General features: G+C 58.8%; 26 protein-coding genes. 11 read left to right on the top strand and 15 right to left on the bottom strand.

Annotated features, from left to right (window positions below):
* Window positions 1–23: 23 nt before the first annotated feature.
* Window positions 24–410, bottom strand: a complete 387-nt coding sequence (locus tag J1W56_RS06485) for a flagellar export protein FliJ (protein WP_105731965.1) — start codon at window positions 408–410, stop codon at window positions 24–26.
* A gap of 454 nt (window positions 411–864) precedes the next feature.
* On the opposite strand from J1W56_RS06485, the gene ctrA reads away from it, so the two are divergent.
* Window positions 865–1,566 carry a response regulator transcription factor CtrA gene (gene ctrA / locus J1W56_RS06490; protein WP_223612517.1) on the top strand — a complete coding sequence of 234 codons (702 nt, stop codon included), beginning with the start codon at window positions 865–867 and terminating at the stop codon, window positions 1,564–1,566.
* A 76-nt stretch (window positions 1,567–1,642) separates the two neighbouring features.
* On the opposite strand, the gene J1W56_RS06495 is transcribed toward ctrA, so the two are convergent.
* From J1W56_RS06495 to J1W56_RS06505, 3 genes are all read right to left on the bottom strand, one after another.
* The gene (locus tag J1W56_RS06495) at window positions 1,643–2,221 is read right to left on the bottom strand and encodes a tyrosine phosphatase family protein (protein ID WP_223612518.1); all 579 of its coding nucleotides are present in this window, start codon (window positions 2,219–2,221) and stop codon (window positions 1,643–1,645) included.
* A gap of 121 nt (window positions 2,222–2,342) precedes the next feature.
* Window positions 2,343–2,705, bottom strand: a complete 363-nt coding sequence (locus tag J1W56_RS06500) for a VOC family protein (protein ID WP_223612519.1) — start codon at window positions 2,703–2,705, stop codon at window positions 2,343–2,345.
* Window positions 2,706–2,721: 16 nt separating this feature from the next.
* Window positions 2,722–4,137: an aminotransferase-like domain-containing protein gene (locus tag J1W56_RS06505; protein WP_223612520.1), complete on the bottom strand. Its 1,416-nt coding sequence runs from the start codon at window positions 4,135–4,137 to the stop codon at window positions 2,722–2,724.
* Here J1W56_RS06505 and J1W56_RS06510 point away from each other — a divergent pair.
* Window positions 4,118–5,398 (top strand): MFS transporter, encoded by a 1,281-nt coding sequence (locus tag J1W56_RS06510; protein ID WP_223612521.1) that lies wholly within the window; start codon window positions 4,118–4,120, stop codon window positions 5,396–5,398. The genes J1W56_RS06505 and J1W56_RS06510 overlap by 20 nt on opposite strands.
* 25 nt (window positions 5,399–5,423) lie before the next feature.
* On the opposite strand, the gene J1W56_RS06515 is transcribed toward J1W56_RS06510, so the two are convergent.
* On the bottom strand, window positions 5,424–6,389 hold the full coding sequence (locus tag J1W56_RS06515; protein WP_223612522.1) for a quinone oxidoreductase family protein: 966 nt from the start codon (window positions 6,387–6,389) through the stop codon (window positions 5,424–5,426).
* Window positions 6,390–6,481: 92 nt separating this feature from the next.
* On the opposite strand from J1W56_RS06515, the gene J1W56_RS06520 reads away from it, so the two are divergent.
* Window positions 6,482–7,348, top strand: a complete 867-nt coding sequence (locus J1W56_RS06520; protein ID WP_223612523.1) for a LysR family transcriptional regulator — start codon at window positions 6,482–6,484, stop codon at window positions 7,346–7,348.
* 10 nt (window positions 7,349–7,358) lie between these two features.
* Here the strand turns inward: J1W56_RS06520 and J1W56_RS06525 are convergent, their stop codons facing one another.
* Both J1W56_RS06525 and chpT read right to left on the bottom strand, forming a co-directional pair.
* Window positions 7,359–7,712 (bottom strand): response regulator, encoded by a 354-nt coding sequence (locus J1W56_RS06525; RefSeq protein ID WP_226904627.1) that lies wholly within the window; start codon window positions 7,710–7,712, stop codon window positions 7,359–7,361.
* Window positions 7,713–7,829: 117 nt separating this feature from the next.
* Complete coding sequence (gene chpT / locus J1W56_RS06530) at window positions 7,830–8,459, bottom strand: histidine phosphotransferase ChpT (RefSeq protein WP_223612525.1); 630 nt, start codon at window positions 8,457–8,459, stop codon at window positions 7,830–7,832.
* A gap of 345 nt (window positions 8,460–8,804) precedes the next feature.
* Here chpT and J1W56_RS06535 point away from each other — a divergent pair, with 345 nt between their 5' ends.
* Both J1W56_RS06535 and J1W56_RS06540 read left to right on the top strand, forming a co-directional pair.
* Window positions 8,805–9,365: a DUF1134 domain-containing protein gene (locus tag J1W56_RS06535; protein WP_223613446.1), complete on the top strand. Its 561-nt coding sequence runs from the start codon at window positions 8,805–8,807 to the stop codon at window positions 9,363–9,365.
* A gap of 144 nt (window positions 9,366–9,509) precedes the next feature.
* Window positions 9,510–10,571 (top strand): coiled-coil domain-containing protein, encoded by a 1,062-nt coding sequence (locus tag J1W56_RS06540; protein WP_223612526.1) that lies wholly within the window; start codon window positions 9,510–9,512, stop codon window positions 10,569–10,571.
* On the opposite strand, the gene J1W56_RS06545 is transcribed toward J1W56_RS06540, so the two are convergent.
* The 3 genes from J1W56_RS06545 to J1W56_RS06555 form a co-directional block, all read right to left on the bottom strand.
* Window positions 10,542–11,378, bottom strand: coding sequence for a TrmH family RNA methyltransferase (locus J1W56_RS06545; RefSeq protein ID WP_223612527.1), 837 nt, complete (start codon window positions 11,376–11,378; stop codon window positions 10,542–10,544). The genes J1W56_RS06540 and J1W56_RS06545 overlap by 30 nt on opposite strands.
* Window positions 11,379–11,382: 4 nt before the next feature.
* Entirely contained in the window at window positions 11,383–12,162 is a 780-nt protein-coding gene (locus J1W56_RS06550; protein WP_223612528.1) for a HugZ family pyridoxamine 5'-phosphate oxidase, read from the bottom strand.
* 90 nt (window positions 12,163–12,252) lie between these two features.
* Window positions 12,253–12,444, bottom strand: a complete 192-nt coding sequence (locus tag J1W56_RS06555; protein ID WP_223612529.1) for a hypothetical protein — start codon at window positions 12,442–12,444, stop codon at window positions 12,253–12,255.
* 239 nt (window positions 12,445–12,683) lie between these two features.
* Here J1W56_RS06555 and J1W56_RS06560 point away from each other — a divergent pair, with 239 nt between their 5' ends.
* On the top strand, window positions 12,684–13,634 hold the full coding sequence (locus tag J1W56_RS06560; protein ID WP_223612530.1) for a cell wall hydrolase: 951 nt from the start codon (window positions 12,684–12,686) through the stop codon (window positions 13,632–13,634).
* A gap of 54 nt (window positions 13,635–13,688) precedes the next feature.
* On the opposite strand, the gene J1W56_RS06565 is transcribed toward J1W56_RS06560, so the two are convergent.
* From J1W56_RS06565 to J1W56_RS06585, 5 genes are all read right to left on the bottom strand, one after another.
* A complete protein-coding gene (locus tag J1W56_RS06565) occupies window positions 13,689–14,078 on the bottom strand; it encodes a DUF930 domain-containing protein (protein ID WP_223612531.1) in 390 nt (129 codons plus the stop codon).
* Between the two features lie 108 nt (window positions 14,079–14,186).
* Window positions 14,187–14,870 carry a hypothetical protein gene (locus tag J1W56_RS06570; protein ID WP_223612532.1) on the bottom strand — a complete coding sequence of 228 codons (684 nt, stop codon included), beginning with the start codon at window positions 14,868–14,870 and terminating at the stop codon, window positions 14,187–14,189.
* 54 nt (window positions 14,871–14,924) lie between these two features.
* Window positions 14,925–15,515: a protein-S-isoprenylcysteine O-methyltransferase gene (locus tag J1W56_RS06575; RefSeq protein ID WP_319025522.1), complete on the bottom strand. Its 591-nt coding sequence runs from the start codon at window positions 15,513–15,515 to the stop codon at window positions 14,925–14,927.
* Entirely contained in the window at window positions 15,512–16,705 is a 1,194-nt protein-coding gene (locus tag J1W56_RS06580) for a hypothetical protein (RefSeq protein ID WP_223612533.1), read from the bottom strand. Before J1W56_RS06580 ends, J1W56_RS06575 begins: the two co-directional genes overlap by 4 nt.
* 178 nt (window positions 16,706–16,883) lie before the next feature.
* Window positions 16,884–17,645, bottom strand: coding sequence for a 3-hydroxyacyl-CoA dehydrogenase (locus J1W56_RS06585; protein ID WP_223612534.1), 762 nt, complete (start codon window positions 17,643–17,645; stop codon window positions 16,884–16,886).
* 333 nt (window positions 17,646–17,978) lie between these two features.
* Between J1W56_RS06585 and J1W56_RS06590 the strand changes: the two genes are divergently transcribed.
* The 5 genes from J1W56_RS06590 (at window position 17,979) to J1W56_RS06610 (ending at window position 23,256) form a co-directional block, all read left to right on the top strand.
* Window positions 17,979–19,583 (top strand): ABC transporter substrate-binding protein, encoded by a 1,605-nt coding sequence (locus J1W56_RS06590; protein ID WP_223612535.1) that lies wholly within the window; start codon window positions 17,979–17,981, stop codon window positions 19,581–19,583.
* 52 nt (window positions 19,584–19,635) lie between these two features.
* A complete protein-coding gene (locus tag J1W56_RS06595) occupies window positions 19,636–20,643 on the top strand; it encodes an ABC transporter permease subunit (RefSeq protein ID WP_223612536.1) in 1,008 nt (335 codons plus the stop codon).
* 63 nt (window positions 20,644–20,706) lie between these two features.
* A complete protein-coding gene (locus J1W56_RS06600) occupies window positions 20,707–21,567 on the top strand; it encodes an ABC transporter permease subunit (RefSeq protein WP_223612537.1) in 861 nt (286 codons plus the stop codon).
* 4 nt (window positions 21,568–21,571) lie between these two features.
* Window positions 21,572–22,426 carry an ABC transporter ATP-binding protein gene (locus J1W56_RS06605; RefSeq protein ID WP_223612538.1) on the top strand — a complete coding sequence of 285 codons (855 nt, stop codon included), beginning with the start codon at window positions 21,572–21,574 and terminating at the stop codon, window positions 22,424–22,426.
* Window positions 22,423–23,256: an ABC transporter ATP-binding protein gene (locus tag J1W56_RS06610; protein WP_223612539.1), complete on the top strand. Its 834-nt coding sequence runs from the start codon at window positions 22,423–22,425 to the stop codon at window positions 23,254–23,256. Before J1W56_RS06605 ends, J1W56_RS06610 begins: the two co-directional genes overlap by 4 nt.
* Window positions 23,257–23,369: the final 113 nt, after the last annotated feature.

Consider the following 23,369-nt stretch of genomic DNA (forward strand, 5'->3'; position numbering starts at 1 on the left):
ACAGACCCGGCTGCCGTTCCCGGTCAGCCGATCATGGCGCGTTTGTCGGCGACCGGCATGTCGTCGATATCGCGGACCTTGCCGTCGCGCTGTTCCAGCGCCTCGGCTTTCGCCAGTTCGGCTTCTGATTCGGCCAGTGCCGCCTCGGCATCGTCCTTCTGAGCCTTCAGATCACGGATCGAATCAAACAGATTGTCGCGACGCTGGCGCGCAGCCTTGGCGAATGTCGGGTAGGCAAAATGCGACGTGTCGGTAATGCCCGCCTTCTTTTCCTCGGACATAATCTGCGCGTCCAACTCAGCAGCCATGCGTTCGAATTCACCCATCATGAGATCAAGCTGGCCGAGCTGGCGGCGCTTTTCCTTGACCTGAAACAGTTTCAATCGAACCAAACCTTCATGCGACTTCATACTCACTACCCCCACAAAGCCGGTACGCAGACCCTTCAACAGGAGTCATCCGGCTGGCGTTTCACCCGAATCACTTCGGGAAAATGAAACAAAAACTTAAAGGTTGCCGCGTCTGGTAACCTTTCCTTTACGTTCAGCATTAATCATACGCCTTAAGACTTAAAGCTCGGTAAATCGAAGTCGGCCGTGTCCGGCTAAAAATTTATTGAGTCGAATGAATCGCTTAGGCGCAGAACCTGAAGCTTTGGCTCATGGTTTTTGGCCGGGTGACTCACCTTATGAATCAATGCGGTGCCTGTGATTTTTAACTTATGAGTCAAAGACACTTGCAAAGCGGAATTAGATTTTGTTAACCATTCGGTGGCAATCTTAACGTTATGGAAACGGCTTGTTTCGCGACCTGACTTCGGGATTGCACGGCAACCCATTTCAGCGGCGGGAAAAGGGGAATGATATGCGGGTTCTTTTAATCGAAGACGATAGTGCGACGGCCCAGAGCATCGAGTTGATGCTCAAGTCGGAAAGCTTCAATGTTTATACGACGGATCTGGGCGAAGAGGGTGTCGATCTCGGCAAACTCTACGACTACGATATCATCCTCCTCGACCTCAACCTGCCGGATATGTCCGGTTATGAAGTCCTGAGGACCCTGCGTCTGTCCAAGGTCAAGACGCCCATCCTCATCCTCTCCGGCATGGCTGGCATCGAGGACAAGGTGCGCGGCCTCGGTTTCGGCGCCGACGACTACATGACCAAGCCTTTCCACAAGGACGAACTGGTTGCCCGCATCCACGCGATCGTTCGCCGCTCGAAGGGCCATGCCCAGTCGGTCATCACCACGGGCGACCTGATCGTGAACCTCGATGCCAAGACGGTTGAAGTCACCGGCCAGCGCGTTCACCTCACCGGCAAGGAATACCAGATGCTGGAGCTGCTTTCGCTCCGCAAGGGGACGACGCTCACCAAGGAAATGTTCCTCAACCACCTCTATGGCGGTATGGATGAGCCTGAATTGAAGATCATCGACGTTTTCATCTGCAAGCTGCGCAAGAAGCTCGACAGTGCTTCCGGTGGTATCAACTACATCGAGACCGTCTGGGGCCGCGGCTACGTGCTGCGTGAGCCGGATGCGTCGGACATGCGCGAAATCGCCTGAGCCTTCGTCTCGGGTCATTCAAGCAAAAGGCTCCGTCACTGACGGAGCCTTTTGCGTTTTGCATGTTTGATGCGGGTCAAACGGCCATATCCAGCTCGCGGCTGCGGCCGATACGGGCCATCCATTCGAGATAATTCGGCTCGCGCTTGATCTGCCAGCCATAGTGGCGGCGCAGTTCATCGACCAGCTTGCCGTTCCGGCCCAGGAGATCATCCGCATACTGGATCATCAGGGAATTCGGCCAGGCTTGCGGGCGTATCTGGCGCAGGCGCTCGAACAGCCGGACCTCGGATTCATCGGGATAGGTCTGGGCGAGGAGGGAGAGCATGGCTGCCGTCGAGCGGGATATGCCCATGTGGCAATGGATCAGCAGGTGGCCCTCGGCGCCTTCCGCCTTTGATTCAGCCAGCGCCTTGCCAAAGTTCAGGATTTCCAAAACGTGTTGCGGCTGCGGCAGGATCTTGCCTTCATCGGCGTCGATGATGTCGTGAAAGTTCAGTGTCGTGCGGTGATGGGTGCCATAGGCCTGGAATGCCTCGAGCTCCGGCCAGTTCGGGTCGAGAATGGACAGGACATGGGTGACGGTGCGTCCGCTCTGGGCGGGCAGTTCGTCAATGCCGCAGATGGTCAGCGTGGAGATGGACAAAGGTTTCATGGGGAATCGGTAATCCTGATGCTTGTGTGGCGCCAATCGTATTGTGGAAGCGTTCCGCGGCGATGGCAAAGATTATCCGAGGTTTTCCGGCATATTTACGACGCGGACTGACAGGGTCAATTCATCTGGGCTGCATCAGTTCGATGCGGTTGCCGAATGGGTCGTGGACGAAGCGCCGGTCGTATTTCTCCAGCGGCTGATCTTCGGTGATGGCATAGCCCGCCGCCTCCAGTGCATGGACCAGCGCAGCAAGATTGTCGGTCAACAGAGCGGGATGCGCTTTTTTTGCGGGAGAAAAATTCTGCTCGACGCCAAGATGAAGGCGGACGCTGCCGGTTTCAAACCAGCATCCGCCGCGCCCTGCCAATGCTGCAGGCTTTGCAACTTCAGCTATGCCGAGAAGCCCATCATAGAATTCGCGTGCCGCCTGTTCTTCGCCCGCGGGCATGGCCAGCTGTATGTGATCAATTCCGGTTATCGCCATTCGCTTCTCCTGCTGCTCATTCGGTTTGCCGGTCGCCCCTTTGTCTTATCGCGGTCCCGATGATCCTCGCTCCTTCGCGCAGTATGGAGGGCGCCACTGCGAATGTTAGCCTGAGATAGGACCCTGGCGGGTCGGCAGGAAACCATGCCCGTCCAGGGCTGACCAGTACACCCTGACGTGCGAGGTCAGAAGCAAGTGCGGTATCAGATACGTGATCCGGCAGTTGCATCCAGAGATGCATGCCGCCCTGCGGTACATTGATGCCTATGTCACTGCCGATTTCAGCGCGAAGCGCGGTGACAAGCGCATCGCGTCTTTCCGCCAGCGCATTTCTGGCAGTGCTGAGATGCCGTTTCCAGCCGGGGGATGTGACAATGTTCAATGCTGCGGCCTGTAGTGGCCCGGAAACGAAGAAATCTTCACCGCCGCGCGCGGCCCGCAACCGCGCCAAGGCTGCGCCGCGTGCCATGATCGCTGCTATGCGCAGGCCGGGCGCGGCGGATTTTGCCAAGGATCGGATGTATATGACGTGGCCATTCGGATCTTGGGCAGCAAGAGGCGGAGGAGGTGGAGACCCAAGATGAAGATCGCGTGCCCAGTCGTCCTCGATCAGAAATGCCCGCGCGTCGGCAACAACCTTCAGCACCTGCTTGCGGCGCAATTCTGAAAGCAGCGCGCCGGACGGATTGGCAAATGTCGGCTGGCAATAGAACACGCGTGCACCGGTTTCATGCAACGCTGCTTCCAGCAAATCCGGCCTTACGCCGTCCGCATCCCCAGGGACGGGTACGAGGGTGATGCCTGCGGCCCGGGCTGCCGAGATAACGCCGATATAGGTGGGGGCTTCGACGAGCAGCGTGCTGCCTGGCGCCAGCAGCGCGCGCAAGGTGCTGGCGATGGCTGCCTGGCCTCCGGGGCAGATGATCGCTTCGTGCGGGGAAAATACATTCCCGTGCCCTATCTCGCGCGCGAACCAGGCCCTTAGCAGGTCCATGCCTTCAAATGGCAGGCGGTCCCAAAGTGCGGGATTTCTCGCAATCTGTTTCAAGGCGGCGGAAAGCAGTTCTGTCGCCTGCAGATCTTGGGGCAGGTAGCCCATGCTCAGCGGAATGCTGCCGGGTGGCGGCAATGCGAGCAGATCCTGCATCGATCCACCGGCGTGACGCCCGGCGCCAAGGGCCACAGCCTGCCAGGAAAGATCGGACGCGGCGCCGGTTATCGGGCGTTGGCGCACGAATGTTCCCTGGCCGGGGCGTGGATCTATCAGGCCCTCGCCAGCCAATCGGGCAAAAGCACTCTGCACCGTGGCAGGACTGACCCGGAATTTCTCTATCAGGTCGCGTACCGAGGGCAATTGCGCGCCCGGTGCAGAAGACGCAATCAGATCGCGCAAGGCTTGAGTAACGATGTGAATGCTGTTATCACTTTTCATGAAAGTATATGATAACGATATTCATCGAAATACGGAAACGCTTTTTGTGCCCGAGACGAAGGTGCACCAGCGGTCCAGCGTTCCTACGCTTGCGGACAGAATGCCAGCCGCCGCGTTCGTTCCATTCCTGATCGGGGCAGTCATACTGGCTATTGCCTATGGCTCAAGCTTCCTGCTGGCAGATGTGTTGCGAGCGTCTGGCCGTGAAGCTGCTGAAGCCGGAAATATCATCAGTATCGGGACAATCGCCACTCTGGCAGGTTGCGCAGGCGCGGGGCGTCTGGCTGAGCGAACAGGGATTCTGCCTTTGATCATCTGTTCCGCGGTCATGATGGCTTCTGCCATGGCCTGTTTTGCGAGTTTCGGATTTTTCGGGATCGGCTTTGCCTATGCGGGCGGTTTGCTGCTCGGCCTTGGGTGGTCCGTGTTCTACATTCTGGCGCCCATACAGCTTATCCATTGTCTGAAACCTGCCGCACGGCTTGAAGCACTGACATTGCTGTCAGGGTCGCAAATGCTGGGTATTGGCCTTTCCGCGCCGCTGGGACATTTCCTTGTTCAGGGCCGTGACCAAACCGCATTGATTTATGTGTGTTACGGACTGTTCTGCATTGTTGCTGCCGGTTTGATGATCTGGGCGCAGCGGGCATTGAAGACGATAGAGCAATTGCCAATGACCGCTGTTGCCCTGACAATTCCGCTTGCAGCAGGCATTGTGCGTGCAGAAACAGTTTTTCCCGTGATCATGATCGGACTTTCCGCTTGCGTGTTTTCCGGGCTTTCGACGTTTCAGACGCTCTATGCCGAATCGCGTGGCTTGAGCTCTGGAACGTTCTTCCTGACATTCACGGTGACGACCGTGGCCCTTCGCTTTTCGGTGGCATCGCAAATCGGCAAGCTGCCGCTGGGGAAGCTGGTCTTGACGCTGTTCGCGCTCACGCTGGCGGGCCTCGCCTTACTGGCTGTGAACGAAAAAAGCATCGTACTCTACATCGCTGCGACGGTGCTTTTTGCCATCGGCTATGGTCTGACCTATTCAACACTGAACGCGATGATCGTGAATCTGGCGGATGAACGGGGGCTTTCGGTGCCTGTCGCATCGCAGGTATTCACGATCGGCTATTTCATCGGAGCCTTTGGATTTCCCTACATTGCCGGCGGCGTACTTCGTGGGCATGGCATCGACAGGACACTGCTTCTTATGATGGGCATCGTGGTTGTGAACATGATCGTGGCAATGACAGTCTTGCGCCGCCGGTAACAGGATCTGTCCTGCCGCACATGAATCAGGTGGTGAGAATCACACTGCCCGTTGTTTTGCCCGCTTCCAGATCCGCCTGCGCCGTGGCTGCATCACGCAGCGCATATTCCGCGCCAATCGGGCTGCTCAAGCCGTCCTGCAAAGCGGCAATGAGGGCCTTTGAACCACGCTGGTAGAATTCGGGATTGTTAGCGGCCGCGATGACGCTTGGGCGCATCACGGCAATATTGCCCAGATCTTCGATCCGGATAGGCGGAACGGGACCTGCGGGTTGTCCGATGGAACCAAGGATTCCGAAAGGGCGCATTGTCTTCAATGTTTCCGTGAAGACTGACCCGCCGATACCGTCAACTGCGAGGTGGACACCTTTGTTGTCGGAGATACGGCGGACGTCATTGACCCAGTCGCTTGACTTGTAAAGCAGCACCTCATCGGCGCCCGCCGCCTTTGCGGCTGCGATTTTGCCTTCCGAGCCGACTGTGCCGATGACATTGGCTCCCAAACGCTTCGCCCAGCGCGAGACCAGCTGGCCGACGCCGCCTGCCGCCGCGTGAACCAGCACCCATTCGCCCGGCCTGACAGAGCGGACCTCGTGCAGAAGCATGTAGGCCGTCAGGCCGCGCAACAATGTGCTTGCGGCGACGCGATCCGAAACCGCATCCGGCAGCTTGATCAGGCGTGATTGCGGGATCAGCCGCACCTCCGCATAGCCGCCCAGCGGCATGCCGGCATAGGCAATGCGGTCGCCGGGTTGGAGATGGGTGACGTTTTCCCCGATGGCGTCGACAAAGCCCGCCCCCTCGAGACCAAGCACGGCGGGCAGGCTTGGCGGCGAATAGAGACCGCTGCGGAAATAGATATCGACAAAATTGACACCGATAACCGTTTGTCGGATGCGCACCTCATCCGGCCCCGGATCGCCAACGACGACGTCTCTTGCCCGCAATACTTCAGGGCCGCCTGGGCCGGTCATTTCGATAGTCAGTGCCATGATGTTCTCCTTTGGAATAAGGGCATTCGAACACATCATGCGGTGTGAGAAAATTCTGTGTTTTGTCTCCATAGATGTGCAATAATTCACCAATGATCGATTGGCAGGATTTGCACTACTTTTCCGTTCTGACCCGGACAGGATCGCTGTCCGCCGCCGCCCGCGCGCTTGGCGTCGACCATGCGACGATCGGGCGGCGCGTCGCATCGCTCGAACGGGCGCTTGCGCTGCGTCTCGTCGACCGCTTGCCGCGCCGTTCGCCTTTGACGGCGGAGGGAAAGGCGATTGCCGAACTTGTCGAAGACATGGCGCGGCTGACACAATCCATTGAACGGCGTGCCCGAGGCTTGTCACTCTCGCCGGTCACAACGGTGCGCATCAGCGCACCGCCGGCGGTTGCGGCGAGGCTGATTGCACCGCGCGTGGTCGAGTTTAACCGCGAACACCCGGACATAACCCTGGCGCTTGCAGGGGCGACGCAGAACGCCGCGCTTGATCGCAGCGAGGCCGATCTCGCCGTCCGCATGGCGCGGCCTGTGGAGAAGGATCTGCTCATCCGGCGGATCGGGGCCATGCGCTTCGGGCTCTATGCCACGCGCGAGCAGGCGGCCCAGCCGCCGGAAGCACTGGCGTTCATCGCCTATGATGCAACACTGGATCACGTGGCCCAGCAGGTCTGGCTGCGCTCGATCCTCGCCGGGCGCCCGATCATCTTTCAGGCCAGCGACCTCTTCGGCCAGCAGGAAGCGGCGCGCGCCGGTCTGGGGGCGGCTGTCCTTCCCTGCTTCATGGGGGACAATGATGCGATGCTGGTCAAACTGCCGGTCAAGGAGCTGCCGCCAGTCCGCGATCTCTGGCTGACGGCCTATCCGGATATCGGCCGCTCGCCCGTCATGCGGACGGTGATGACCTTCCTTGCCGATATCATCGGCAGGGAGTGTCCGGTCAGAATACCATGACCACTGGATTTTACCCGACGGACGTCGACGGCAGGATTTCCGAGATGGACTCCCGGTTGAAGGGTTTCAGGAGATAACCATATGCCCCGGCCCGTTTGGCCCGCATGATCTTGGTCACGTCGATTTCGGCAAGGCAGAGGTAAATCCGGCTTTCCTTGCCGCCGGGCAGGGCGCGAATCTGGCTGATGATGTCGACGGACGGCATATCCGGCAGTGCGCAGTCCAGAATGATGATGTCAGGCATTTCCACGCTGCAGGCCGAAACCGTTTGAAAGCCCGTGTCGGCTGTGGTCACGACAACGCTGTCGCTTGCGAGCAGACGCGTCGCAACTTTCCTGACCACCGGCGCTCCATCAACGACCATACAACGTAACACGTGCCAACTCCCCCCGGAATCACTGCGACATTGCAGCTGCTTCAAGGGAGAGTATCAGGCCGATTGTGAAGAAATGGCCAAGGCGGATGGTAAATTTTTACCGCCTCAGACCGCCGAGAACACGATCTCTTCCGGTGTGGCATGGATGGAGATCGTCATTCCGGCCTCCTGCGCCAGCAGCAGCGTGTAGTAAGGCTGCACCGCATGGGCGTCGATCGGCTCTTCCGGCGTCTTGCCGCTGTGCAGTTCAAGGAATTTCGGCGGAACCCGCAGCATCGGGCCGCGCGATGTCAGGACGAAGCGCGGTTCGGTTTCCGGCGTCTCCAAGGCAACGTTCAGCGTGCCGCCGCGCGGCAGGGCTGCATTGGCGATCAGCACGAGATTGAGCAGCAGCTTGACCTTGTTCTTGGGCAGCAGGACGCGATTGCCAGTCCAGGTGAACTCGGCTTTCTCGCCCTTCATATATTCGTTGGCCACGTTCTGGGCATCGCCCGTATCGATCTGGACGCCGGCCGACCCGGCGGCCCCGAAGGCAATGCGCGCAAACTGCAGGCGGGCGGAGGCGCTGCGCGCGCTTGATTTGATGAGGTTCATCGCATCTTCGTCGGCGCCGCCTTCTTCCAGAAGTTCCAGCCCGTTGTTGATCGCGCCCACCGGCGAAATGATGTCATGGCAGATGCGGCTGCTCAGGAGGGCTCCGAGGTCCGTTGCCGAGAGAATTACGGGCAATGTCATGAGAGAAACTCCTAAGGATTTGGCTGACGGTTGGAATCTGCGTATTGGGGTTATGCCGAATCAGATGTTCATGCCGAATCACTCTGATGGCTGCTGCATTTGGATACATAGCTCGGTCCGGATCGGCAAGAACGACGTCAACGATACCGGTAGATGCTGAATTCCTTACCTTTTTCCCGTCCCCGGCAAGCCATTGAAATGCCAAGATCGATTCATAAACTTTTATACAAGGTTTAGACCTTTAAATGGTGCTTCAATTACAAGGCGAACACAAGATTCGCATCTGGCGTCGGACAAAGAAGCGAACAGCCAAAAGGAATTATGATGGCGTCTCTATTCTTGTCTATGAACCGTTTTTTTCTCCTGATCCTGACAATGGTGTCACTGGTTGTCGCACAGCCGCATGCGGCCAATGCAGCGCAGGACCAGTTCTCCATGGACGAGATCGTCAATTCGGGGCAGAGATTCTTCGGATCGACGTCCGGTGGTTTGGCATCGGCGGTCGAGAAGATTTTCCAGAGCTACGGTCTGCCGAACGGCTATATCCTGGGTGAAGAGGGATCGGGCGCCATCATCGGGGGCCTCACCTATGGCGAGGGCACGCTCTATACGAAGAATGCCGGGGATCACAAAAGTTTCTGGCAGGGTCCATCGATCGGATGGGACTTCGGCGGCCAGGGTTCCCGTGTCATGATGCTCGTCTATAATCTCGACGATATACAAAATCTCTATGGCCGCTTTGTCGGCGTCGCAGGTTCAGCCTATCTCTTCGCAGGTGTCGGCTTCAATGTGCTCAAACGCAATCAGGTCTTGCTGGTCCCGATACGCACCGGCGTTGGCGCGCGGCTCGGCGTGAATGTCGGTTATCTCAAGATCACCCAGTCTCCGACCTGGAACCCGTTTTGATCTTTCTCCTTTGCTGACGTTTGGGCAAGACGCGGAAGCCGTTCCGCGTCTTTGCCGTTTGATGCCGGACCGGCATTGTGCCAGATTTGAAGCAGAGGACGTTCCGCTCTATCCTCTGCGCGATCTTCCAACAGGACCCTTATCGTGATCCAGACCGCACTTTATCTCGCCCTCGGATTTTTGAGTGCCGTCCTGCTGGTGCTGATCTTCGCGCCTCCGGTCTGGCGCCGCGCGATGCTGCTGACACGCAGGCGCGTCGAAGCGGAAACACCGCTGACGCTCAACGAAATCCAGGCGCAGCGCGACGGTCTGCGGGCAGAGCACGCCGTCAGTGAACGCAAGCTGGAAATGACCCTGGCAGGCATCAAGGAGAAATCGGCGCAGCAACTGCTGACATTCAGCGAGAAGGAGCGGCAGGTCCGCCTGCTCTCGGCCGATCTCGCTGCCCGCGATGCAACGATTGCTGAACTGCAGGCATCCCTTGCGCAACGCGACCAGGCACTGGAAAAATTGGCGGGGGAACTTGGCGGTACCGTGCAAACCCTCGAGCAGCGTTCGGCAGAGCTTGAACTCCTGCATCGCCGCCTGAACAGCACGGAGACGAAAGCCGACAGCCTGCAGATCGATGTGGCGGCACAGACCACCCGTATCGAGAACCTTTCGGACGAGCTGAAAGACGCACGCCGGGCCAAGCGGGACAGCGAAGAACAGAAACACAAGCTGGAAACCGAGCTCAAGGCATTGCAGCATTCGCTCGAACAGGAAACAAAGCGCGGCAATAGCGCGGAAACACGGGCAAGCGAACTGGTGACGAAATTATCGGACAACGAGGCCAAGCTTTTGCGGCGGGAAAAGGAAGTCGAGCGCCTCAACGAGCGGCTGCGCAGCATCATCGCCGAAGGCCGCAAGCAGGGCGTTGCTGCTGACCACGCGCCACGCGGCAAGCAGGCGCTTGTGCAGGCGGAGGAAAGCAAACGGTTGCGCGAGGAGATGAATGCGCTGGCGTCCCAGGTGGTCGCCATGGTTGCCCGTCTCGAAGGGCCGTCCTCCCAGGTGAACAAGCTCCTGGCAACCGCGGGCGGTGACGTATCGGCGGCCTATGACGAGAACGGCGAGGCAATCATCAGCCTGGCTGATCGCATCCGCGCGCTGCAAAAGGCAGCTTCTCCGGTGGAATCAAATACCGGAGAACCGGCTAAACCGTGACAGCGCTATGCCTGAGGCCGTGGCCACGTTCAGGCTGTCAAATGTTTCGGACATCGGGATTCTGATCGTCTTCAGCGTCTGCATCAGGGCTTTCGGCAAGCCTTCGCCCTCGGTTCCCAACAGCAGTGCCGTGCGCGATCCCGGTTGTGCGGCATAGAGACTTTCCGTGCCGGATGGGCTGAGCGCATAAATGTCGAATCTGGCCTGCTGCAATTTGGCGACGAGATCGTCGATCGAGCCCTCCCGCGCGAACGGAACCTTGAGCGCGGCACCCACCGAGACGCGGATCGCCTTGCGGTAGAGCGGATCGCAGCTGGTTTCGTCCATCAGGATGCAATCGGCTTCGAATGCCGCGGCATTGCGAAAGATCGATCCCATATTGTCATGGTTGGATATGCCGCACAGCACCACGGCAAGCGAGGCTGCCGGCAGGGCATCGATCAGCTGGTCGGCTGAACGGGGTGCGCTGCGCCGGCCGACGGCAAGTATGCCGCGATGCATGGGGAAACCGGCAATCGCATCCATGACGGCGCGCGATACGCAATAGACCGGCACGTCGTCCGGGCAGAGGGCTATTTGCTGCGCGAGGCCGGCAAGCCGGTTTTCCAGGACCAGAAGCGACTCGACCGCGAACGCGGCATTGGCAAGCAGCACGTTGAGCACAACCTTGCCCTCGGCTATGAAACGGCCTTCCCGCCCAACCAGATCGCGTTCGCGGACGTTGCGATAAGGGCTGAGCCGCCCGTCGTCGGCGTCATCGATGCGCGTGATGCGGTGTTCCAGCCAGCCTTCATCCTGTCGCGGCATCGTGTCAGACCGTTTCGCCTGCAGAGGCCAAGCCTGCCCGCGCTTCACCGGCCATGCGCACCAGGCTCATATGCATGTCCCTGGCCGAGGTCAGCGGTGCCGGAAACCAGATGCGCTGGACATCGTCGCCATCGGCGATATCGAAACCATCGGCGTCAATTCCGGTGATACGCCAGTTGCCTGCGGGAGCTTTGGCAAAGAAGCGGGCGTAGAGTGATATGGCGTTGGCATGATCGGCGTTCATGTGCTCGACCGCGGATTTTTCCGCCGCCGCCAGCTCGGCGTTGGCGGGGTTGCCGGTGAGCAAATCCTCGGCGGTCAAGTGATAGGCCTTGCCGAAGCCGCCGTTGAGGCTGGCGCCCGTGGGCTCCAGCCGGAAGAAACGGAAATCACCCAACCCGGCATAGAGTTTCGCCTTGGGTTGGTGCGAGAGGTAGCGCCATTCAATACGGGCGTGTTCCGCAGCGTCGCGGGGAATTTCCCTTGCCAGGGCAAACACGGTCACACGCGGATGGGCAAGAGGATCGCCCTTGCCGGTCTCTCCGGCAAGCAGGGAGCAGCGCGGATCGGCAAGCAGGGCGGGGGTGTGGGCGGAGAGCGCAGAGACCAGAATGACCGGTGTTCCGTCATGGTCGGTGGAGAGGCCGACGCGGGTGGCGATCGGACCGCCTGTCGCGGGATCGAGCGTCGCGATGACGGCATGGCGCGCCTTGCGAATCAATGTTTGCGCGAGCCTGACGGCTTCGGCATCGGTCTCGCGCAATACCTCTTTTTTCTGGGTCACAGCTCATCCCTCGCATTGCTGGTCTCGTGGTGCTGGGCGAGAGATAAGGACTTGGCGGGTGCCCGGCAAGCCATTTTCACGGGGGAGGAATTATGCGGCGATGGACCGGTTGTCGTTGAGGCCCACATCGTTCATGCAATCGGCAAGCAGGTCGAGATCGACCGGTCCGATCGTGCACAGCACGGGCGCAAACTCCTCGGCCGGTACCTCAAGCGCCATCAATTCGACGAGCGCTTCCATCAGTGCTTCACGCGTGTCATACCTTGCGGAATAGTGGGGCATGATTCTGTCTTTCGAGCCGGATCAGTTGCGTAAACCTTACTTCAAATACGGTAAACAAATTCTTAATTTTGCCATTTTTAGAAATTTTTTGCTTCTTTTGTGAATAAAATAACGTCATGATTTCAAACAGATGGTAGATTGTGATCACCCATTAGCTATATCTGCCATTGTTTGGCCCCAAATGACCTCAATCTGTGGGCAACTTCACCAGCAGGAAAAACAGCGATGAGAATTGCTTCGTGATCGGCGCAAGGAAGTGGAAAACCCCCTCGATTGTGGGTGTCATTGCCGCCATTGGCCTCGTCAGTGGCTGTACCACACAGAATGCCCAGCATGCCGGTAAGGTGAAGGCAAATCTGACAAGCAGCAACACGACCGTCTCCAAGACGTCGACCTATGCCTATACGCCGAAGGACAAGGAATGCCTGGAACGGGCAATGTTCTTCGAGTCCAACCGCTCGAGCAAGGATGGCCTGCTCGCGGTGGGTACCGTGGTGATGAACCGTCTCGATTCCGGTAAATATGCCAATACGATTTGCGGCGTGGTGGGCGAGAAGGGGCAGTTTGCTCCCGGCGTTCTTTCGCGGCCCATGCAGTCGGCGGCGCTTCCGGATGTACAGCAGGCGGCGGATGCCGTGCTCAAGGGCCAGCGCCATCCCAAGGTCAAGGAAGCGATGTTCTTCCACACGGCCGGTCTGCGTTTCCCCTATCGCAACATGCACTATACGGTAGTTGCCGGTGGTAACGCTTTCTACGAGAAGCGCGACAGGTACAATTCGCCGGATCTGGGCAACAAGGTTGCCAGTGTTGCCATTGCGAATGCCTATATCGCCAGCATGAAAAATACCAACCCGGCGTCGGTCAACAACATCATGGTTGCCAGCGCGCAGCCGACGACGACAACCGCGACATCCGGGCGTGTGACCAATCAGCCTTTTGCCGTGGCGCAGGCACAGCCGGCGCATGCGGCAGCTCCGCAGCAGCTTGCTTTTGCCAATGTCGCCGTGCCGGTTGATCCGCCAGCACCGGCCATGGTTTTCACGGCGCCCGCACAGGCACCGGCAAAGACGGCAGCGATCCCGCAGAATGCGGAGCAGGCAGTCCTTGCCTTTGAAGCGCCGAAGAGCAAGTCGGTCGATGCCATCGGGCAGATGCTGCTCGCGCAGGACCGTCCGGGCTTCACAAACTAGACAGGCGTGGGATTTGGCTCCGGCGTCGCCCAGGCGGCGCCGGCCGATATTCGTTTACGGCACGAGATAGTGCTGTGCCCACTCGCTGTGGGGAACCATCTGTCCAATCGCATATTGAAACGTCAGCACGGTCATGTGATCGGGCGAGGTCGTGCACGTGTAGGAGAGGTGGTACCACTCACCCTTGCTGCGGAAGGCTGCACCGGTGGACTGGATCTTGTCGCCGGTCACCAGGGGCTCCTTGAAGGCATAGGCGACAAGTTCGTCGGGCACCAGCTTGACCGGATCGTGGTGGATACGCTCCATGGCTTCGAGATCGCAGCGCTGTTCCAGCCGGGTCTCGGGACTCAATCCTTCCAGCTCTTCGGCCTCGGTTGAATCCATGGCTCTGGCTGAGCCCATCATGGCTGCCGTCGCCAAAAGCATGGCCAGAACTGATTTCATCGATGCCGCGCTCTCCGAAAATGGGCAGAAGGACAATGGTCCGTGTCCGGATGCATGGCCGGTTCCGACCCTAATGTCTCCCGGATTGGGACCAAATTATGAAAAACTCTACGTCCGCTTCCGGGCGGCGGGCTTCTTGTCGCCATTGGCTTCGATATAGGCGTAGATATAGGCAAATGACGGCAGGGCGCTGTTCGATGGCTCGACAAGACCGGCCACGCTGCCCAGCGCGGCGGCATAATTGTTGCAGTTGAAACCGAACATCGTCCACTTCGGCGGGTTGGCCAGATTGGCGCGTACCTTGCCGAGAAGGCTCTGATACTGCGCTTCCGTCAGTGAAACGCGATAGGCCGCGCCCGTGGCGAAATGGCAGTCGGCATAACTGGGCTTCAGTTCCGCGGGCATCGGAATGAGGGCGCCGCCATAAAGGCCCAGCAGACTGCCCTTGGGAAAGAGGCCGTTATACTGGCGCGTGACGGGATTGCCATTGGCATCGAGCCTGCCGAAAACCACATACATGTGGCCGCTTGGAATGCCGGGCGACAAGCGCTGGCGGAATTCGATATAGGCCGGATCACCGGGCCTGGTCCGGTTGGCGGTCAGCTTCACCGCGGATCCGCTGACGCTGCCATGGGCGGCGCAGGTCAGTTCCGGCATCTCCGCCGCATAGGCCGATGGGGTAACGGACACGCTGGCTGGCGGGGTCGACTGGCAGGCCGCGAGGGAGAGGGCAAAGGCCGGTGCGAGGAACATCTTGAACGAGGTTGATGCGTTTGAAACGGTGTTCAGCAAGATAATTCTCTTTTCAATCCTGTGACGGCTTTGCCGCGGACAACGGCACAGCTTTCAATAGACCAATGGCAATACGCGCCATGTTCTGGCGCGATATTGGCGATACTCTTCCCCGAAGGCCTCTTCCATCATCTGTTCCTCCGCCCCAATTCTGGAGAAGAACAGGAAACCGAACCCCGCCAGACCCGATAGACCGGCGATATAATTGGGCAAAAGCAAGGCCTGGGTCAATGCCATGAGCCAGAAGGCCGTGTACATGGGATGCCGCAGGCGTTTGTAGATGCCCGTGGTAATAAGTTTGTGATCCCGCTTCAGTTGCAGGGAGACCGACCACATCTGCCCCAGGGCCTTGTGCGTGAGCCGGAACAGCAGCAGCGCGGCAATGCCGGTCAGGATACCCAGGGTGAAGAGAACGGGGCTTGGCGTATAGGATGCGAATCCCGGCCGGCCGGTGGCGACATAGACGGCCGGGATGATGCCGAGACCGGTCAGCGATATGGCAAGCCGCAGCGTGTCGGCGCCCTTGCGGCGGTCGACGGTCAGTTTCGCGCGGCGCGCGCGCCTGTCGAACGGACGGCGCAAGAGATACCAGGCGACGATAAGAACGACCCACAGGGCCTTTCCGGCAACGGCAAGTGACATCATATGGTGGCAGTTTCGGCTATTTTCATGGGTGAGGAGGACTGGGCGGCGCATTCGCATGGCAGCCCGCCGCGTGCGGCGACATCGGCAAAGCTTTCCGGTCCGCAGAGTATCGCATGCCAGGAATAGGCCGAGCGCTTTTCGACGCCATAGACAAATTGCCGGTGCACGCGGAAGAAATTCCGCCGAATGGACCTGTAGGTTTCATCGCATAACTGGCTGCGAAAGCGGACCTTGACCAGAACGGGAGATTCCGCGTCCGCGATGTTCAGATCACGAACGGGATTGGATTTGTAAAAATTCATCGGGTCTGTCAGCGATTGCGCGTCGACCCAGATGGCGCGGCTGCGCGCGACGGTTTCAACGCTTGCCCGCAGGGCTTTGGCGGCCGGATGCAATGCCAGTTTGAGCAGGCTTGAACCCACGGTAAGCAGGCCATAGCGCCGGGAATCATTCTGCTGCAGGGCGGCATCGAGAATATGCAGGGCGCAGATCGCCCCCATGCTGTGGGCGGCAACGACAACCTCGGTCGCTGGCGCCGCCTGACTGATCCGGGCTGCGGCATCGCTGATGACCTGGTGCAGTTTTGCCGTGATGTCGGGGCGGCGGTTGCGTGCCATGTCACGCGCGAATGTCCAGTCGTCCATGATCAGCAGGAAGTGCATCTTTTGTGCCGCCACCACCAGCAGAACCAGGGCCGTCGCCAGGCCGACGGCAACGGCAACTGCCGCCTGCTGCGCCAACCCCAGGGCAATGCGACCTGTGCCGTAGGACAGCGCCGCAATGGCACCCATGATGACGAGCGGATAAAGGAAGAAAAGCGCATAGCGCCAGCTTGTCGACAGGAAGCGAAAGAACGTGCCGCTGACAATGAAATCGATCAATGCGGCGATGCCGCTGACAACGCGAACGGCAGGGTTGCGCGCGGCGTAGAAATGGTTGATGTCACCGAGGCCGTAGAGGACAAAATCAGTTCTGGCGGACCAGTTCGCACCGGCGGTTGCAAGCGTGAACTCTCCCACGCTGACGCCGCCTTCCGCGGACGATATCTTCAACGCGCCATCCTCCTGCAACGACATGTCATAAACAGGCGCTGTCTTGGTTGCCTCCCGCAGGAAGCGCCGATGATGGGCCTCGACCGGCATATGTTCAAAGCCTGGCAAGAGAACGACCAGGCGATTGATAACGGACATCTGCCACCTTTCCAGGTTCCGATTGCGACGGTGTCAGCGCTCTCAACTCAATCGAGCCAAGAAGGAATTTAGATGACCGACGTTAACAGAACGTCGTCAAAGGCAAAGAGTTGCAATGGTTGGTACCATGGCAGCTTTTTGGCGTATTCGCCTTCAACCTGAACCTGTCCAATCGCTGTTATCTAGGGGCCATGCGTATGGCGCCGTCAAGGCGAATCGTTTCACCGTTCAGCATGGGGTTGTCGATGATATGCAGGGCCAGGGCCGCATATTCCTCGGGTCTGCCGAGGCGGGAAGGGAAGGGGATGGAGGCTGCCAGCGAATCCTGAACCTCCTGCGGCATGGCCAAAAGCATGGGTGTGCCGAATATGCCGGGTGCAATCGCCATGACCCTGATGCCGAAACGCGCCAGTTCGCGCGCAGCGGGCAATGTCAGGCCGGCAATGCCTGCCTTCGAGGAAGCATAGGCCGCCTGGCCGATCTGGCCATCGAAGGCGGCAACCGAGGCGGTTGAAATGATCACGCCGCGCTCACCCGTATCCAGCGGCTCGAGCTTGGCGGCCGCGTCGCTGACCAGCCGCAGCATATTGAACGAACCGATGAGATTGACCTCGATGACCCGCCGGTACAGGTCCAGATCATGCGGACCGTCGCGGCCGACAATCCGCCCGGCATTGGCGATGCCCGCGCAGTTCACCAGAATCCGTGCGGTGCCAAGCTTGTTTGCGACATGGGCAACGGCACGCTGGGCATCGTCCGCACTGGACACGTTGCAGGCCACGGCCAGGCCGCCAATGTCATCGGCGACTTTTTGCGCTGCATCAATATTGATGTCGAAAAGGGCAACTTTAGCGCCTTTCTCTGCCAGCGCGCGCGCTGTCGCGGCACCCAGACCCGATCCGCCACCCGTAACAATCGCTGTTTGGCCCTGAACGTTCACAATGCATCTCCTCACTGATTTTCATGCGTTCTGGCACGAGTTTGGGTCCCGATCCAGTCGTTATTTATGATCGGAGCGGGGGGGAAACATGTTCTGGCCGGGATTGTGCGGATATAAAAACGCTGCTTCGCAAAAGTCGCCGGCGTCACATTTAGTGAATTTCGCTATTTTTGTGACTTTGTTAAAAAATTTCCCCAGAATCTTCGTTTCTTCATGAGATGGCAGGTTGACTGCGAATAAATCTGCTTGCATTGCGACATTGCAAAGGCTTCCATGCAATCTCGGTTGCGGGCATGGGGGCCGGCAACACAAAAAACCTCTGAAGGTGGAAAAATGAAGACCTACAAGAAACTCCTTGCGGCGACAGCGCTTGCAATGTTGACGGGTGGGCTGATGGCAGGTGGAGCCTCGGCTAAATCTCTCGTGTACTGCTCTGAAGCTGCTCCCGGCGGTTTCGACCCTGCACTTTATACCGGCGGTGAAACGCTTGATGCGACTGGCCAGGCTGTTTTCAATCCATTGGTTGAATTTACGCCCGGCACATCGACGGTTCGCCCGGCGCTTGCAGAAAGCTGGAAGATCTCGGATGACGGCCTTGAATACACGTTCAAGATCCGCAAGGGCGTCAAGTTCCAGACCACGAGCTATTTCACACCAAGCCGCGAGCTGAATGCCGACGACGTGGTTTTCTCCTTCGAACGTCAGAAGGAAGGCAGCAAGTGGGCCAAGTATGTCGAAGGCGCGACCTACGAATATTTTGAAAGCATGGACTTCCCCAAGCTGATCAAGGAAGTCAAGAAAGTGGACGATCTGACAGTCAAGATCGTGCTGAACAAGCCAAGCGCCCCGATGCTCGCCGGCCTTGCGATGGACTTCTCGTCGATCGTTTCGAAGGAATATGCCGACAAGCTGATGGCTGACGGCACACCGCAGAAATTCAACGAACAGCCGGTCGGTACCGGTCCTTTCCAGTTCGTTGACTATCAGCTCAACACTGCGATCCGCTACGAAGCCAACCCGACCTATTGGAAGGGCAAGGTTAAAGTCGACAACCTGATCTTCGCGGTTACACCGGACGCGGCCGTTCGCGTACAGAAGCTGAAGGCCGGCGAATGCAACCTGACGATCTATCCGGATCCGGCCGATGTTGATGGCCTGAAGGCCGACAAGAACCTGACGGTTATCCAGGAAAGCGGTCTGAACATTGCCTATCTGGGTTACAACACCACCCAGGCGCCTTTCGACAAGCCGGAAGTGCGCAAGGCGCTCAACATGGCCATCGACAAGAAGGCAATCGTTGATGCCGTCTATCTCGGCCAGGCCAAGCCGGCGATCAACCCGATCCCGCCGACAATGTGGTCCTACAACAAGTCGATCAAGGATGACGAATACAATCCTGAAGCGGCAAAGAAGGCCTTGGAAAAGGCTGGCGTGAAGGATCTTTCCATGAAGATCTGGGCGATGCCGGTTGTGCGTCCCTACATGCCGAACGGCCGCCGTACGGCTGAACTGCTGCAGTCCGATTTTGCCAAGGTCGGCGTGAAGGTCGAGATCGTCAGCTATGACTGGCAGGAATACCTGAAGCGCGCTTCCGATCCGAAGCATGACGGTGCGGTCATTCTCGGCTGGACCGGTGACAATGGCGATCCGGACAACTTCCTTGCCGTGCTGCTGTCGTGCCAGGCCGTCGGTCAGGCCAACCGTACCGCATGGTGCAACAAGGAGTTCACTGCACTGATCGACAAGGCTGCTGTGACTGCCGATCAGGCCGAACGCACCAAGCTCTATGAAGAAGCCCAGGTTATCTTCAAGCGCGAAGCTCCATGGGGCACGCTTGCTCACTCGCTCGTAACGACAGCCATGACCAAGAACGTGACCGGCTATGTAGCCAGCCCGTTCGGCGTTCATAACTTCGCTTACGTCGACATCACCGAGTAATTTACTCCTCGCGGTACCGGCTTCGGCCGGTACCGCCTTTTATTGGGTTACCATGTTCCGATACATCGCTTCACGAGTGCTGCTGCTGATTCCGACCTTTATCGGCATCAGCTTTGTGGCTTTTATGTTCATCCGCCTGCTGCCTGGCGATCCTGTCATTGCGCTCGCAGGCGAGCGCGGCATGACGCCGGAGCGTCACCAGATGCTGCTTGAGCAGTTTGGCTTCAACAGGCCGATCTGGGAGCAGTACTTCTCGTTCCTGTGGAATATTTTTCACGGGGATTTTGGTACGTCGATCGCCAGCAAACGTGCGGTCCTTGCGGATTTCCTCACCCTGTTCCCGGCGACGCTTGAGCTTAGCCTCTGTGCCATGCTGTTTGCCGTCATCATCGGCATTCCCGCCGGCATTTTCGCTGCCGTCAAGCGCGGTTCGATCTTCGACCAGTTGAGCATGGGAATCGCATTGGTTGGCTATTCCATGCCGATTTTCTGGTGGGGCATCCTGCTGATCATCCTGTTCGCCGGTATTCTGCACTGGACGCCGGTGTCGGGCCGCATGGATCTGATCTATTTCTTCAAGCCCACGACCGGCTTCATGCTGATTGACAGTCTCATTTCCGGGCCGAAGGGTGCGTTCAAATCCGCATTCTCGCATCTGATCCTGCCGACCATCGTGCTTGGTACCATCCCGCTCGCGGTCATCGCCCGCCAGACACGTTCCGCCATGCTGGAAGTGCTGGGTGAGGATTATGTGCGCACGGCACGGGCCAAGGGTCTCGCGCCGAAGCGGGTCATCGGCATCCATGCCCTGCGCAATGCCATGATCCCCGTCATCACGACGATCGGCCTGCAGATGGGCCTGCTGATGGCCGGCGCCATCCTCACGGAGACGATCTTCTCCTGGCCCGGTATCGGCAAGTGGATGATCGACGCCATCGCGAAACGCGATTACGTCGTCGTTCAAGGCGGCCTGATGCTGGTCGCGCTGATCGTCATGACCGTCAATTTGATTGTCGATCTGCTCTATGCGGTCGTCAACCCGCGTATCCGCGTAAAGTGAGGAACTGTGACTAACGAAGTTTCCCCTCCCGCACCGCTTGCTGCCGCCCCCAAAGAGGGCCGCATGGGCAGGTTTGCAGAATTCTGGTTCTATTTCAGCGTCAACAAAGGCGCTGTCATAGGGCTTGTCACCCTGATTTTTCTGGTCCTCGTTGCCATTCTCGGACCGTTCATTGCGCCGCATGCGCCCTATGAGCAATATCGCGAAGCACTGCTGACGCCACCGGCCTGGCAGGAGGGCGGCAATACGTCATTCCTCCTGGGAACCGATGCTGTTGGCCGCGATCTGCTGTCCCGACTGATCTACGGCGCGCGCTTCTCGCTGTTCATCGGTTTGATTGTCGTGGCCATTTCCATGGTCACCGGCGTCATCCTTGGTGTTCTCGCCGGCTATTTCCGCGGCTGGGTCGATGCGCTGATCATGCGCATCATGGATATCATTCTTGCCTTTCCGCCACTGTTGCTGGCGCTGGTGCTCGTTGCCATCCTGGGACCGGGCCTGTTCAACGCGATGATCGCCATTGCGCTGGTTCTGCAGCCGCACTTTGCGCGTCTGACGCGCGCGGCGGTGATGAGCGAAAAGAACCGCGAATATGTGATTGCCGCCAAGCTTGCCGGTGCGGGCCACATACGGTTGATGTTCAAGACAATCCTGCCGAACTGTCTGGCGCCGCTGATCGTGCAGGGCACGCTGTCCTTCTCGAATGCCATCCTTGAGGCGGCGGCTCTGGGCTTCCTCGGCATGGGTGCGCAGCCGCCCACACCGGAATGGGGCACCATGCTGGCAGAGGCACGCGAATTCATCCTGCGCGCCTGGTGGGTGGTCACATTCCCCGGTCTTGCCATCCTCGTCACCGTGCTTGCGATCAATCTCGTTGGCGACGGTCTGCGCGATGCCCTCGATCCCAAACTGAAGAGGAGCTGAGATCATGGCGCTGCTTGAAATCAAGAATCTCTCGGTTGGATTCGACACGAGCTCGGGTCAGTTCATGGCCGTGCAGGGGATCGACCTGCACGTCGATGCCAGCGAAGTGCTGGCCATTGTCGGCGAATCCGGCTCGGGCAAGTCGGTTGCCATGCTTGCTGTCATGGGGCTGCTGCCGAACACGGCTACTGTCACGGCGGACAAGATGGTCTTCAACGGCCACGACATGCTGACGATGACGACCAAACAGCGGCGGCAGATCGTCGGCCGCGATGTGGCGATGATCTTTCAGGAACCCATGGCAAGCCTCAATCCGTGCTTCACGGTTGGCTTCCAGCTGGAAGAAGTTCTGCGTTTTCATATGAAAATGGATGCCAGGACCCGGCGCACGCGGGCGATCGAATTGCTGAAGCAGGTCGGTATTCCCACACCGGAGGAACGGCTGAACTCGTTCCCGCACCAGATGTCCGGCGGTCAGTGCCAGCGCGTCATGATTGCCATCGCCATCGCCTGCAATCCGAAGCTGCTGATTGCCGACGAACCGACGACAGCGCTCGACGTGACCATCCAGAAGCAGATTCTCGATCTGCTGGTCAGCCTGCAGGCCAAGCATGGCATGGGGCTGATCATGATCACCCATGACATGGGCGTTGTCGCGGAAACGGCCGACCGGGTGATCGTCCAGTACAAGGGCCGCAAGATGGAGGAAGCCGACGTGCTGTCTCTGTTTGAAACACCGAAGAGCCCCTATACGCGCGCCCTTCTTTCCGCCTTGCCGGAAAATGCGACGGGTGACCGTCTGTCCACGGTCGCAGACTTCATGAAGAACGAGGCCGCCAATGCAGGAGCAGCAACATGAGCGAGATCGTTCTTGAAGGGCGCAACATTGTCCGCGATTACCACGTCAGCGGCGGCCTGTTCGGCAAGCCGAAGACGGTGCGCGCGGTCAAGGGTGTCAGCTTCACGCTGGAAAAGGGCAAGACCCTTGCCATCGTCGGCGAAAGCGGCTGCGGAAAGTCGACGCTCGGCCGCATCCTGACCCTCATTGATCCGCAGTCGGAAGGCGAACTGCTGATCGACGGCAAGCCCATCAATATCGCCAAGGACAGGGTGACGCCGGAAATGCGCCGCAAGGTGCAGATCATTTTCCAGAACCCCTATGGCTCGCTCAACCCGCGCCAGAAGATCGGCGAGGTTCTCGGCGAACCGCTGCTGCTCAATACCAACAAGACGGCGGCGGAGCGGCGGGAACTCGCCATGCAGATGCTGGTGAAAGTCGGCCTGGGTCCGGAGCATTACAACCGCTATCCGCACATGTTCTCCGGCGGCCAGCGTCAGCGTATCGCCATTGCCCGTGCATTGATGCTGAGCCCGAGCCTGCTTGTGCTCGACGAACCGGTCTCCGCGCTTGACCTTTCGGTGCAGGCACAGGTGCTCAACCTGCTGGCTGATCTTCAGGACGAATTCAACCTGACCTATGTGTTCATCAGCCATGACCTCTCGGTTGTGCGCTACATCGCCGATGAGGTGATGGTGATGTATTACGGCGAAGTGGTTGAGTACGGCACGCGCGACGAGGTGTTTTCGAACCCGCAGCACAGCTATACCAAGACGCTGTTTGCGGCGACGCCGAAATCCGATGTCGCCAGCATCCGCGCCCGTCTGGAGAAGAAAAAAGCCGCCGCTTGATTTTAGCGCGCGGTTCGTGGTTCGACAAGCTCACCATGAGGGAGAGTGAGGATTGCAGGGAGCCGTACTCTGCAAGACCGTTCAAACTGCAATGTTTCCGATTGGCGTGCAGC

It is taken from the genome of Phyllobacterium calauticae, from assembly GCF_019991125.1.
GTDB lineage: Bacteria > Pseudomonadota > Alphaproteobacteria > Rhizobiales > Rhizobiaceae > Phyllobacterium > Phyllobacterium calauticae.